Genomic DNA, 13,505 nt, shown 5'->3' with positions numbered 1-13,505 from the left:
ATGTCAGGGAGGTGAAAAACACAATGGAACAATCGCCTAGTAACAAACAGCAAAAAGGAAAATCACTGACGAGCGGTCAGAATTCAGGAACTCAATACCATGAGGACCATGCCGGAAATATAGAAGGGTACGGACAGCCTCACCCCATTACTAATAGCATCGATACTAAAACGAATAACACAAAAGCATAAGAGCTGGCCAAGAGTGAATTTTTCGTTCACTCTTTTTTTACGGACTCATTATATTTTCAGTAAAACAAAAAGAGATTGGGATTTGCTCCAATCTCTTTGTTGTTATTGAAATATTAACCTGATTTTCTGGCAATAATCTTCCCTTTCAATGAACCACTTAACACACCTGCATTCCAATACACCATGCCCATGGCAGTTAAAAGAAGGACACCGGTTACCAGGAACACACTTTGAACCGGTAATATTCCGCCTAAGAAGCCACCAATCATCGGACCCGTCATGCCGCCAATCTGATTGGCGGTTTGGTTTAATCCAAAGGCACGGCCACGGAATTCATCTGGCGTGGATTTTACGACCAAACCGTTTAACGCTGGATAAACCGCGCAGAAGAAGACGCCAAACATGAAGCGGATGATAGAAAATCCCCATATTTGCGAGACCAGTACCTGGGCTAACATGCCGATGCCGCCGCCCATCAAGCCTATGAATAACACCCGCTGAAAACCTACTTTATCAGCCCATTTTCCCCAATACGGGGCAAATAAAGCACTGGCGATACCTGGCAGTGAAAACACGATACCGGCAATTAAAGAAGCGTTATCGGAAGACCCGCCCAACTTTACAACGTATAAAGGAAGCACCGGTTCGATCGTCATGATGGAACAACTTGTTACAACTGTTAAAATGAGCACAAGAAATAACGGCCGGTTGGTCATCGCTGTCTTAAAATCATTTCTTACAGAGCCTCCGCGCTCTTTGTTAGGCTTGAAATTTTCTTCTTTTACCCAAAAAATAATCAGCAGCGTGGCGAGGAATACAAATACTCCACCACTGGCAAAAGCAAGCCGGTTACCGACAAGATGTGCAATACCCCCGCCTAATAGTGGACCAAGGATGCCCCCTGATGCTGATGCCGAGGAGATCATGGACAAGGCATACCCAACTTTTTCATTCGGAGTATTGGTTCCAATCAAAGCAATTGCACCTGGAATAAACCCACTGAGTAACCCCTGTAAAATCCTTAATGCTAAGATTTGGTATGGATTGGTGACAAATGCCATTAACGTATAAATAACAAAAAGGGCAATTCCAGCCCTTATAATCATTGGTTTTCTTCCATATTTATCGGCCACACGCCCCCAAAATGGTGAAGCGAATGCACCAGCAAAGAAAGCAGCGCTAAAGAGCACACCCGACCACATTTCAGCGTGATCATGCACCCCTAATTGCAACAGAAATATCGGTAAAAAAGGAATCACCATGGAAAAACTGGCTGATGTAAAGAACACGCCAACCCAAAGCACCCATAAATTTCGTTTCCACATTAGCACGTTTTCCATCTCCTAAATTGTACTTTTTTCCAAAAATTTAAATTTAATACTGTCATAATATCATAAACTAAAATTATTTTCACTCCCGAAATATCCGATTGTTGAAATAAAAGTATCCCAAGTATTTTTACTTGGGATACTTTTATCACTATTGTAACGGAAGAAGGACCTCAATAATGGTTCCCTTCTTGTCACTCCAAAAATGAACTGTGCCGTGATGGTTTTCAATGATTTGTTTGGAAATCATAATTCCGAGCCCTGTGCCATTTTCTTTGGTCGTAAAGAATGGTTCGCCCATTCGCTTCAAAAGCTGCGGCGGAATGCCGGCACCCGTATCCTTAAAGAGAATCTTCACCTTGTTCTCACCGATTACTTTCATTTCAATAATGCAACTGCCACCATTCGGCATTGCTTCTATGGCATTTTTTAAAAAGTTGATAAAGACCTGCTTTAACTGATTTTTATCCCCCTTGATGGTGATTGGTCCATTTGTATTAACCACTTCAATACTAACATTATTCATAATTGCTTGGGTATCGATTAATGTTTTAATATCTTCAATCAAGGCTGGCAAATAGACGGATTCGAACTTAACATCCTGCGGTTTGGCTAGAACTAGCAATTCACTGAGGATTAGTTCAATGCGATCTATTTCCGATTCAATGATTCCAAAATAGGTTTGATCTTCCATTTTCCTTTCCATTAACTGCAAAAACCCTTTAATGGCTGTCAGTGGATTTCGGACCTCGTGGGCAATGCCTGCAGCCAATTGCCCGGCAATGGTTAATTTTTCAGAGTTTAGCAAAAGCTCCTGCGTCTTTTTACGTTCAGTAATATCCCGAATAATCACATGTTGGGCATAATGATTATTGAAAAATGTAGGAATTCCTTTTATTTCAGCATCAAAAACTGACCCATCCCGGCGGATTACTTTGTAATCCCGAAAATCGACCGTTTTACCATTAGAAACGGTTTGAATCCGCTCCTTCACCTCTTGATGGTAATCAGGGTGAATAAAATAGAGAAGTTCTTTTGATAGAATCTCTTCGGCATTGGCAGCACCTAGCAATTCAATACCTGTTTTATTTACAAAAATAATATCCTTGTCCTGGGCAATGAGTACAGCATCCGGGGAATGTTCAACTAATTCGCGGAATGCCTTCTTACGGCTCCACAATTCCTCTTCCGCTTTAATCCGTTCAGTAATTTCCCTGACAACTGAAACAACCTCCACTATTGTTTGTGTATCCGGGTCAAAAACCGGTTTACTGAGTGCCTCCACCCAAACCAAATTTCCATCTTTCCTGCGGATCCGATACTTCCCGCGGATGCTTTCCCCACCTAAATAGGATAATTTTCGATCGGCATAAGCCTTTTCCCAATCTTCCTCGTGCACGATGAATGTAAGAGTGGTTCCAATCAATTCCTCGGCCTTGTAACCGGATATCGTTTCGCAGGATGGAGAAATATAAATGATTTTCCCCAATAGGTTAGTACAGAGGATTGTATCAAGAACATTTTCCGTCAATAAGCGGTGAAACTCTTCAATTTTCCGAACTTCCGTCTTTTTTTGTTTTAATAGAGTAATATCTTTTATGACAGCTATCACCCCAACGATTTGGTTATCGACACTGATTGGTATGTTTGTAATATTGACATCATGGATAGCACCGCTTTTGTTGTTCATCTGGCAGTCGAAGTTTTCCAACTGACCCAATGATGTCTTATGAAAATGATAGAAAACGTTGTCTAAGCTATCAAGTGGAAAAAAAGTCTGCAGTTTCATCGTTAACACTTCTTTAGCAGTATACTCACAAAGCATCTCAAATGTTGGGTTGACCCTCACTATATTACCTGCAGTATCTAATAATATAAGCGCATTTTGGCTGCGTTCAAACAGCATTTCGTAATCAGCAAAACGTTCCCCTATGTATTTTTTTAATAACTGGTTCTTTTCATTCTTAATGTTTTCAACAGGACTGTTCATCTTTCTCTATCAGTTCCTTTCCTACTTTATACCTATACAAAAAAGCCAAGATAGGTTAATGTCCCATCTTGGCTTGTGTCTAGCTCAATCAAAATTGTCTAACTCACTTCCGCCCTATGTTGTTGGAGATAAAATCAATACGATGGCACTTTTATCTAACTGAAAATCCCAATCCACAAATATGTCAGTTACTTTCGTTTGAAGAATGCCTTCGAAATTACCTTTATTATGTAATAATCTTTTTTCAAGATTACGTTTAGAGATCTTTAATATTTCGGAATGGCCTAACCGAATTAACTCCCTCTCAATCGGAACAAGTATTCCCTTCCTAATCACAACCAATGTTCGATTGTTAATGAAATAGGAATCAATCTTCTCCGGTTCTTTTTCAGCCTGAATGCTGATAACCCTGACTTCTTCATGTATTGAGTTTCTTCCACTGTACTCCGCATTATTTTCGTCTTTCGCGGGATCAGAACCGATACAGACAAACATCCCGCTTTTATTATGCAAGCCCCAGTCATAATAAAACTCTTTAATATCCAATCCGGTTAAGATTTTCATATATGCCTTAAATTCCGGAATAAGTGTTTCCATTAAGATATCCCTTGTACTTTGGAACAACTGTTTTTGTTTTTGTTCCAATAAAACGTTCTCAGTCGGTGAGATGAAGTTTCGCAAATAAACCGTTACAAAAGCCTGATTGACCGAAACATAAACGGATTCGGGTCCCTTTCCAAATGCTTCACGCAGTGCTCTGCCAATATAGCTTGAAAGTTCCATTTGAAGCTGTTTGCTTTCCAATAAAACCATCCTCTTAATTGAGATAAAAGCATTTTTTCTTTCATCCCAAATTTATTGTATATTTTTCCGCTAAAATTTTCAATGATTTTCTACTATTTGCCATTGACAAATAGAAAAAAGATTTAAAAGTTCATATAAATATTATTATTTATAAAAAAATAATTATTCATTTTTATACTGAACGGCAGTCAGTTTGAATCGGCATCCGGTGCCAACAAGCGCATCTATTGTCGTTATTTGAAAGATGTTCAATAATAGCCGCCAATCCTGAATGATTCTGCCGATATTTGGTGATAAGTTTTTCACGTTGCCTGCAGGAAAAAAACAGTCTTTTCTAAAATTTAATTAAAAAGACGAAAATCATTGTCTAACGAAATTAGTTGAAAGGTGGTTTTATACATGGATTTAACCCTACAACAAATCGTCGAAGGCTTGCCGAAGTCCCTTTTAAACGCTACTGACAGAGATTTGGAAGGTTTCCAAAAGATTATAGAAGAAGCAATTAAGTTAAGAGATGGCCACAGAAATCTGCAAAAAATGATAAAGAACTTCTCTACCTCTACCATACGCACCTAAAACATTTGAATGCACAAAAAAAGGAAGGTGCCAGATTACACCTTCCTTTTGTCCTATTTACTTTTTTAAATGATATGGAACTGTCGTGACAATCACGTTTCTGCGGTACAGCAAAAAGGATCGGATCAGCAGGCTGGATTGATTATGAAGAATGTTTTCCCAATTGTGCTTTGGCATAAATTGCGGAATGACGACAGTAACACGGAAATTGGCCTCACTTGCTTTATTTTCAACAGTATCAACGAACTTCGTTAATGGATTAATGATACTCCTATAATGAGAATGGAGCGTCACAAGGCGGATATCCGGGTGCCATTTCTTCCATTTCTCTTCAAATTTATGCTCGTCCTCTCTTTCAAACGCGACATAAACAGCAATAATTTGATCAGGCTTCAGCGATTTTGCATAATTGATCGAATTTTCGACCACATGGGTAATACCCGCCACAGGCACTACAATGACATTCCCTTCAATCGGAACAGCAGGCTCGCAATCGGAAATTCTAAGCTGGTCCCCAACTGCTTCATAATGTTTTTTAATCCTGTGGAACAGAAGGATAATCAATGGCAAAAAGATTAATATCGGCCAAACCCGTGAAAATTTTGTAACGAAAAAGATGAGTGTTACTGTAAAACTGATTAGGGCCCCGGTGGTATTAATAACAAACTTTAATCCCCAGCCATTTGGTTTTTCGCGAAGCCATTTGACCATCATACCTGTTTGTGACAAGGTAAACGGTATAAACACCCCGACGGCATAAAGCGGAATAAGATGCTCTGTCTCCGCATGAAAGGCAAGGATTAAGATCATAGACGCCGCACCAAGAATAATGATTCCATTCGAATACCCTAATCGGTCTCCTCTAACCAGGAACATTCTCGGGATGAATTTATCTTTTGCCAAATTGACCGACAATAGTGGAAACGCAGAATACCCCGTGTTTGCGGCCAAAATTAAGATCAAAGCTGTAGTTCCCTGTATAAAGTAGTACATGAAATTCCGTCCAAAGGTGTGCTCAGCTATTTGTGAAACAACGGTTACCTCTGCTCTAGGCACGATGCCGTAATAATAAGCCAAAAAGACAATTCCCGAAAATAGAGCCGCAAGCAGAATTCCCATTGCCATTAAAGTTTTGGCGGCGTTTTTGGGTGCCGGATCTTTAAAGTTTGGAATGGCATTCGAAATCGCTTCAACACCTGTTAAGGCAGAGCTTCCGGAAGCAAATGCCCTTAATAAAATAAACAAACTGATCCCAGCCACTGGCGTCCCTATTGGAGTATGTAAGGCAGGCGAAATTTGGCCAGTCATGATTTTATATAAACCTACACCTACTAAAATAAACAAAGCTAGGACAAAAAGGTATACAGGATAGGCTAAAATGGACGCAGACTCTGTTACTCCCCTTAAATTTAAAAGGGTAATGAATAGAACAAATAGAATCGCAATCCCCACATTATCGCCATGCAAATTAGGAAACGCTGAAGTGATGGCATCAGTCCCAGCGGATACACTGACAGCAACCGTTAAAATATAATCCACTAACAGAGAGCCTCCGGCCACCAGCCCGGAATTCACTCCCAAATTACTCTTCGACACCACATAGGCTCCGCCGCCGTGCGGATAAGCAAAGATGATTTGCCGATAAGATAAGATAAGTGCAGTTAACAGGATCAATACGCCGACGGCGATCGGAATGGAATACCAGAATGCGGTCGCTCCAACTGTCACGAGGACAATCAAAATCTGCTCAGGACCATAAGCCACTGACGACAACGCATCCGAAGAAAGAATCGCCAAAGCTTTTGTTTTATTAATTTTTTGTTCTCCTAGTTCATGTGATTTCAAAGGCCTCCCTATCAAGAACCTTTTTACAGAAGAAAACATTCATGTCACCGCCAAATTTCATAAGTTGTAAGTAAGTTTCCCTATTTTTCGCAAAATAAAAAGTGCCTCCAAGTCATTACGAATAGACCTGTAGACACATCATTTCTTTTGCATCACAAGCTCCGCCTTCCTACTCAATATAACGCTTGCGAGGTTAGCTGTCGGGTTCGGGCCTTTGAGTAGCCCTGCCTGAAAGGATTCACCCCTAGGATTATTTACTAATCCAGAACAATGGTTCCCCCGCACCTATCGGTTTCAGCGATTTAGAAATTTGAAACTGTGAATATCATACTCCCGTGTTCGCTTGTTGTAAATGATTTTTTTTATAGATAAACGGTTATGTTAAGTAACGGGACAAGCGATTATTCCATAAAATAGTCAAAAGGAGGATTTTCATGCGTAACGAAAAAAATCCTATTATATCTGATGAATTTTTAAACGAGCTAGTGAAAGACATTAACGAGGAATTTGGGTGGGACACGGTTGAACAAAATGTCGAGCGTTATGACCATGAAACACATAAAAATTGAGATGTCTAATAAGAGTGAAAACAGACTACGATGTAAAAAATCGTAGTCTGTTTATTTAACAGAAGGTAGTTATAATATTATGAGTTACTATTAGAAGCCGCGAACCGGATGAGGGACATAAGGTTCTTCCAAATAGGCCACTTCTTCCGGGGTGAGTTTAATCGAGATTGCTGCAACTGCATCTTCAAGATGAGGCATTTTCGTGACCCCAATGATAGGTGCTGTAACAGGTGCTTTTTGCAGCACCCACGCAAGTGCAATTTGTGCACGGGGAACCTCCCGTTTTGCGGCTAATTCCGCTACACGTTCGACGATTTTACGGTCCGCCTCAATTGCAGATGTGTAAAGTGTTTTTCCAAATTCATCTGTCTGGGATCGGGAAGTCGTTTCTACCCAGTCGCGGGTCAGCTTCCCTCTTGCCAGCGGACTCCAAGGAATTACACCGATTTTCTCTTCCCGGCAGAGCGGCAGCATTTCGCGTTCCTCTTCACGATAAAGAAGGTTTAAGTGGTTCTGCATGGAAACGAACTTCGTCCATCCGTTACGCTCAGCAATATTTTGTGCTTTCATAAATTGCCACGCATACATGGATGAAGCGCCTATATATCTGGCCTTACCGGCCTTCACCACATCATGCAGTGCTTCCATTGTCTCTTCAATAGGCGTCTTGTAGTCCCAGCGGTGTATCTGATACAGGTCGACATAATCAGTCCCTAGGCGCTTTAGGCTGTTGTCGATTTCTGCCATAATAGCTTTTCTGGAGAGCCCTCCACCATTCGGGCCTTTATGCATGCGCATGTACACTTTGGTTGCAATGACAATCTCATCCCGGTTTGCAAACTCCTTCAGGGCGCGGCCGACAATTTCCTCACTTGTTCCGTCTGAATAGGCGTTTGCCGTGTCAAAAAAGTTGATGCCATCATCAAGTGCCTTTTTAATAATCGGGCGGCTTAGTACTTCGTTAAGCACCCACTGGTGAGTTCCTCGCTCAGGAACACCGAAACTCATGCAGCCAAGACATAACCGGGAAACATCTAACCCTGTATTACCAAGCTTAACGTAATCCATCATGTATGTACCTTCTTTCAATTTAGTTTCAACTTAACTATAATATATTTTGGGTAATTTTTACATAATGCATTTTTCGCATTTTTAATTGATTATAAATTCTAGGAGGATTTAGGAATGGGTGAATTAAATCTATTATTCCGCAAAAGAATTGGGTACCCGCAAGACGAAACTGTTACCTTTGAAAAAGTAGACACCATTCTTTATAAAACAGCAAAATCCATTCCCTTTGAAAATTTGTGCATCATCGCTAATAAAACTGCCGAAATTTCAAAAGAAAACCTAAAAAACAGAATCCTATTAAAAAATGAAGGCGGACTTTGTTATGACCTTAACACCATTCTATATTATTTTTTAATTGAAAATGGTTTTAATGTCTCCTTAGTTCAGGGTGTAGTATACAATCATATTGCCAATCAATGGAGTTCTACCGGAAGAACTCATGTGGCGATTGTCATCACCCACAACGAGTACCGATACCTCATCGACACAGGTTTCGGGGGGAACCTGCCATTGAAGCCCATCCCATTCAGCGGGGAAATCGTAGCATCCCAAAATGGAGAATTCCGCATCGAGCAAACCAACACAGAGCATGGAAATTACATTTTGCATATGAAACTAAAACATAAAGACCAAGATTGGAAGATGGGCTATGCTTTTGACACCAGGAAATCCGTAGATGAATCTGATTTAAATGAGATGCAGAAAATCATAATCGAGCACCCCGAATCCTCTTTTAATAAAAAGCCATTGATCACCAGGTTCACCGACAGGGGTAACTTAATCCTTACTGACACTTCGTTAACCGAGTGGACGGATGGAAAAATGGTCAAAAAGGATATTGACCCAGAGCAGTTCAAATTGATTGCCAAAGAACAATTTGGAATTTGAGACTAAAATAAAAAGGCATGGTCCGTGATTGGCCACGCCTTCTTATTTTGACCTTTAGATGATAATTCCACCATACCTCCCGTTCACCAATTTCATGCATATCAACAATTAGAATTTATGTAAAAAGAAGAGTATGATAATAATATCTAACTATAAGAGGGACTCAGATGTAATGCTAGCATCTAGTTAAAACAAAATAAAGGAGTCTTCAAAAAATGAGTTACATTCAACGTGGGACACGCACATTTAAAATGGTAAACCTAGCATTATTTGCAGGCGGTTTTAGTACCTTTGCCATTCTTTGGGGAACACAGCCCCTCCTGCCAGATTTTGCTCAGGAATTTCATATTTCTCCGGCGGTTTCCAGTTTAAGCTTGTCTTCCACTACGATTGCCTTATCTATCAGTCTTTTAATAGCCGGTTCTTTATCGGAGGTATTTGGACGTAAATCCATCATGACGATTGCGTTATTTACCTCGTCTATTCTAGCCATTTTAACGGCTTTTACACCCAATTTTCATTTACTGATTTTAAGTCGGATCTTGCAAGGCATTGCGCTTGCTGGCCTGCCGGCTGTAGCGATGGCCTACTTAGGCGAGGAAATCGAAGGCAAAAGCTTAGGAATGGCAATGGGGCTATATATCAGCGGGAATTCCATTGGCGGAATGGCAGGAAGGATTATCAGCGGCGTTTTAACCGATTATTTCAGCTGGCATGTCGCCTTAATTGGCGTTGGCATTATTAGTTTACTGGCAAGCTTTGTTTTCTGGCTGATTTTGCCTAAATCTACACATTTCACACCGCAAAAATTAGCCATTAAAAAACTGGCTACTTCATTGTTCAGCCAATTTAAAGAACCGGGTCTTATTTATCTATTTATTATTGGATTTTTATTAATGGGCAGCTTTGTCTCTTTATACAACTATATTGGCTTTGAGCTCATTAAGCCGCCTTATTCATTAAGCCAAACACTGGTTGGATTTATTTTCATCGTGTATTTAGTAGGAACCTTTAGCTCCACTTGGATGGGTATGCTGGCCGACCAGCATGGGAAAAAGAAAATTTTACAGCTGTCTTTGGTCATCTTATTGGTTGGTGCCTGCATCACGCTAAACCCCCATTTATGGATCAAAATCTTGGGAATCGCCATCTTTACCTACGGATTTTTCGCCGGTCATTCAATTGCCAGCGGCTGGGTCGGCAAGGCCGCCACTCACGATAAGGCACAAGCCGCATCCTTATACTTATTTTTCTATTATGCTGGTTCGAGCATTGGGGGAACAGCAAGTGGAACAATGTACAGCCAATTCGGATGGCACGGGGTTGTCTACATGATTGCGATTCTTGCCATTGTTTCAATTGGAATATCGATTCGTTTAGGGATGATGGCCAACAGAAAATCAAAATTATCTTCCATTAAAGGATTAAAGCATAGCAGTTAAAAAACAACAACGTCACAGTTATTTCCATCGATTGGCCAACCGTATTTTCACCTGGTAAAGCAGATAGCTAATTACCCATGTTAAAAGAGAAAAAGTTAAGGCAATGCTGGAAAAAGCAAGCACATAGGCATTATACTCCGCCAGCTTAGTAACGGCCCGGTACGTATCAAAACCAAAGATTCCGGCCGTCAGATTCCATAGGACAAGAAGGAAAAATATCATCCCAAGTCCTCTGGCGGAGCCTTTAATGTCTGCCCAGCTTAAAGCTATATGCGAAGAAATACAAATGGCCAGCACAAAATAAACCCAAAATAACGGGTTCAGCAGATTTTCGAAGGTAAATAAATTCTTACTAAAAACGACCACGACTTCCCATACGGTCATTAGTAATGGCAAATCAACTTTTTCAAAGGTTATATGCTGTGCAATAAAAGAATCAAGTGTTGCAAAAGATTGTGGAACTAGCAAATACATTCCTAATAGCAACGACCCAATGCCGCTAAAAATTGGCCCCAACCCTATAAAAAAATTCCCTGCCTGCTGATACATACTGTGCGGGTTATATTGGTGGCGCACGAAACCAAGCGTGCCATCAGGGCTATTAAGCTGAAGCAGCTTCACCTGTGTCACCTTATGCCCCCATAAAAAGCACTGCAGCAGATGCCCAATTTCATGAATAGGAACACCAATCCACGCCGTAGCAAGCACCCCTTTTGCTCCAAATGCCCGAAACAAAAAGGAATTGGAAGACCGTTCAAGCACACCCAAAATCAAGCCCACCAAAATGATGATCCCGAAAAGGTATATTAGTTCAAGTAAACTTATTAGCATTATATTGAAAAAGGATGTCAAGATGCTCATGGTACAGCCCCTTTAGGGTAAATATAATTTTATCCACATTATACCAATATAGACTCATTTAATAAAAACAACAAAAAAGACTCTTAACCTCTCCCGTATTTGGAATTGCGGTATATATTGAAATGGAATAAAATGAATGAAAGAGTAAAATTTTACTAGATTATAGGGCTGGTGAGGAATTTGTACGAATTCAAGCTGCGCAATATTCTGAGACAAGTGAAAAGCCAAAATCCGCAGAAACGGTATGAAGCCCTTGGGCAGCTATTTGAATATAAACAGCAGGAAGGGCTAGAGGTACAGATTGATCTTTTGAAAAATTTGATCAAAACAGCGGCATCCAAATTTCCCGAGCGCGTCGACCATTGGGATAACCCTTCCTATTTCCTCATCGATTTCGTTTGTGATTTTTCCAGACCGGAAGTTGCCGAGGGACTTATCAGACATTTTGATAGTTTTGACATTCAGGCGAAAGAACGGGCAATTGACTTCTTAATTTTAACGGAAGACGAAGAGATTTTTTCTTTTTTGGAAGAAAAAATTGTCCAATTAATCCAGACAAATGATTTTATTATCCCTTACCGGCAATTGGCGCCCTATCCCACATTGCTAAAAGGGATTCTTGATGCCTCACTGGACATGCTTGAATCCCAGCGTTTTAAATTTTCAACCTATGACATGCTGCTGTCGTTGAATGCCTCTGGTTATGAAAAGGGATATCAAAAAGAAGTAGTTCTGCCCATTTTGTTAGAGGACTACATGACAGAAAAGCAGGAATATTTGAAATTTGATCCAGATTATACCACAAAATATGTGTATACTGCCTGGAAGGATAGTTATTTTATTGTTCGAAATCGAATGAGGCTGTTCTTAAATTTGATGGAATATTATTTTACTCCTGAGGTGGAAATAGAACTTCAGCAGGCTTTAAAATTCCGTGACCCATTTTTGAAAACAGAAGCGCTACTTTTGTGCATGGTTAAAAACCTTCCTTACGATGACAGCATCTTAAAGGATTGCGCCACACATATCGAGACGGCAGAAATGGTCTACTGGGAATTGAAGGATCGGAATATGGTGCAACTGTACCCTATTCATGAGGGCAAGCAACCTCATTTGGCCAAGACCCGGCTTTTTACCACCATTATCAAATTGCCGGAGGAAGACAATGGGATTGTCCATTATCCGGACGACATCCAGGTTCAAGATAAAATGGAGATGGAAAATTACTATGGCCAGCCGGTGCGGTACTATTTAATGAACTTTAAGGAGCATGACCGTGAGTATGTGGGTTGGGTAGGCGCGTATGCCCTTGAAGATGGGGAAGATACCGCCGTCCTTTGGATCGATTCCTATACGGATTATGTGGAATTTGATTCAGCTCCGATCGAAAAGCACAAGCAAGACTTTTTCAAGGAACGTGCCGAAGAAAAGCAGAATTATGATAATAGTGTATACTTCCAAAGCTCTCCTAAGCTAAGCAGAGGTGCATGGTTCTTTATCGCCCTGGCAATTGTGCATTGGATACGCGAGATATTATCCGGATTTGCGGAAAACTCCCTTCTTATCTCGATTCTCTTCACCGTGGTTGGCGGCGCGCTGTGTTATTTGGAATTCTATAAGAATAAAAAGAGAAAAGTATTGATTATCGGCCAGCAGCTGGTAAAGCAGGATGGTGCCAATCAACAAAGCATTGGCATTCAGGAAATCAAAAAGGTTGAGTATGACAAGAAAAACGTGCTCATCTACAATAAGAAAAATGAACTTGCCTTCAAATTCCCGATTAGATGGGTCCACTATGAATTGTTTTATATGTACATGAAGGAGCACTCGGGGCATTTGAAGAACCGGCCGTTTATACAGGGGTAGCTCGCTCGCCTGAAATGGGCATCAAATGACGCTTGAGGTTTTCCTCAAGCGTTTACAATTTAAATACGCAAAAT

Annotated in this window: 13 protein-coding genes and 1 riboswitch; of the genes, 6 read left to right on the top strand and 7 right to left on the bottom strand. The window is 40.5% G+C overall.

The features are described 5' to 3' along the window. The first annotated feature begins 11 nt into the window (after positions 1 to 11). Positions 12 to 191, top strand: a complete 180-nt coding sequence (locus tag ACZ5B7_RS13335) for a hypothetical protein (protein WP_464494110.1) — start codon at positions 12 to 14, stop codon at positions 189 to 191. Positions 192 to 304: 113 nt separating this feature from the next. Here the strand turns inward: ACZ5B7_RS13335 and ACZ5B7_RS13330 are convergent, their stop codons facing one another. The 4 genes from ACZ5B7_RS13330 to ACZ5B7_RS13315 form a co-directional block, all read right to left on the bottom strand. Then, on the bottom strand, positions 305 to 1,522 hold the full coding sequence (locus ACZ5B7_RS13330) for an MFS transporter (RefSeq protein WP_423802254.1): 1,218 nt from the start codon (positions 1,520 to 1,522) through the stop codon (positions 305 to 307). 148 nt (positions 1,523 to 1,670) lie between these two features. Beyond that, positions 1,671 to 3,509 carry a PAS domain-containing sensor histidine kinase gene (locus ACZ5B7_RS13325; RefSeq protein WP_464494109.1) on the bottom strand — a complete coding sequence of 613 codons (1,839 nt, stop codon included), beginning with the start codon at positions 3,507 to 3,509 and terminating at the stop codon, positions 1,671 to 1,673. 114 nt (positions 3,510 to 3,623) lie between these two features. Continuing rightward, the gene (locus tag ACZ5B7_RS13320) at positions 3,624 to 4,322 is read right to left on the bottom strand and encodes a Na-translocating system protein MpsC family protein (protein WP_464494108.1); all 699 of its coding nucleotides are present in this window, start codon (positions 4,320 to 4,322) and stop codon (positions 3,624 to 3,626) included. A 153-nt stretch (positions 4,323 to 4,475) separates the two neighbouring features. Next, on the bottom strand, positions 4,476 to 4,619 hold the full coding sequence (locus ACZ5B7_RS13315; protein WP_464494107.1) for a hypothetical protein: 144 nt from the start codon (positions 4,617 to 4,619) through the stop codon (positions 4,476 to 4,478). Positions 4,620 to 4,712: 93 nt separating this feature from the next. Between ACZ5B7_RS13315 and ACZ5B7_RS13310 the strand changes: the two genes are divergently transcribed. Continuing rightward, on the top strand, positions 4,713 to 4,889 hold the full coding sequence (locus tag ACZ5B7_RS13310) for a hypothetical protein (protein WP_464494106.1): 177 nt from the start codon (positions 4,713 to 4,715) through the stop codon (positions 4,887 to 4,889). A 57-nt stretch (positions 4,890 to 4,946) separates the two neighbouring features. On the opposite strand, the gene ACZ5B7_RS13305 is transcribed toward ACZ5B7_RS13310, so the two are convergent. Beyond that, positions 4,947 to 6,773, bottom strand: a complete 1,827-nt coding sequence (locus ACZ5B7_RS13305; RefSeq protein ID WP_464494105.1) for an APC family permease — start codon at positions 6,771 to 6,773, stop codon at positions 4,947 to 4,949. A 128-nt stretch (positions 6,774 to 6,901) separates the two neighbouring features. Further along, positions 6,902 to 7,044: riboswitch (cyclic di-AMP (ydaO/yuaA leader) on the bottom strand. A gap of 124 nt (positions 7,045 to 7,168) precedes the next feature. On the opposite strand from ACZ5B7_RS13305, the gene ACZ5B7_RS13300 reads away from it, so the two are divergent. Beyond that, positions 7,169 to 7,303 carry a hypothetical protein gene (locus tag ACZ5B7_RS13300; RefSeq protein WP_464494104.1) on the top strand — a complete coding sequence of 45 codons (135 nt, stop codon included), beginning with the start codon at positions 7,169 to 7,171 and terminating at the stop codon, positions 7,301 to 7,303. Between the two features lie 90 nt (positions 7,304 to 7,393). Here the strand turns inward: ACZ5B7_RS13300 and ACZ5B7_RS13295 are convergent, their stop codons facing one another. Further along, the gene (locus ACZ5B7_RS13295) at positions 7,394 to 8,371 is read right to left on the bottom strand and encodes an aldo/keto reductase (RefSeq protein WP_464494493.1); all 978 of its coding nucleotides are present in this window, start codon (positions 8,369 to 8,371) and stop codon (positions 7,394 to 7,396) included. Positions 8,372 to 8,488: 117 nt separating this feature from the next. Between ACZ5B7_RS13295 and ACZ5B7_RS13290 the strand changes: the two genes are divergently transcribed. Continuing rightward, positions 8,489 to 9,262: an arylamine N-acetyltransferase family protein gene (locus ACZ5B7_RS13290; protein ID WP_464494103.1), complete on the top strand. Its 774-nt coding sequence runs from the start codon at positions 8,489 to 8,491 to the stop codon at positions 9,260 to 9,262. Between the two features lie 215 nt (positions 9,263 to 9,477). Beyond that, complete coding sequence (locus ACZ5B7_RS13285; RefSeq protein ID WP_464494102.1) at positions 9,478 to 10,704, top strand: MFS transporter; 1,227 nt, start codon at positions 9,478 to 9,480, stop codon at positions 10,702 to 10,704. Positions 10,705 to 10,722: 18 nt separating this feature from the next. On the opposite strand, the gene ACZ5B7_RS13280 is transcribed toward ACZ5B7_RS13285, so the two are convergent. Next, positions 10,723 to 11,565 carry a hypothetical protein gene (locus ACZ5B7_RS13280; RefSeq protein ID WP_464494101.1) on the bottom strand — a complete coding sequence of 281 codons (843 nt, stop codon included), beginning with the start codon at positions 11,563 to 11,565 and terminating at the stop codon, positions 10,723 to 10,725. Positions 11,566 to 11,745: 180 nt separating this feature from the next. On the opposite strand from ACZ5B7_RS13280, the gene ACZ5B7_RS13275 reads away from it, so the two are divergent. Beyond that, positions 11,746 to 13,431, top strand: coding sequence for a hypothetical protein (locus ACZ5B7_RS13275; RefSeq protein ID WP_464494100.1), 1,686 nt, complete (start codon positions 11,746 to 11,748; stop codon positions 13,429 to 13,431). Positions 13,432 to 13,505 lie beyond the last annotated feature (74 nt).

It is taken from the genome of Neobacillus sp. S1115 (assembly GCF_055385565.1).
The sequence above is the reverse complement of the archived record's forward strand: the minus strand, read 5'-3'. Positions and strand labels throughout refer to the sequence as shown.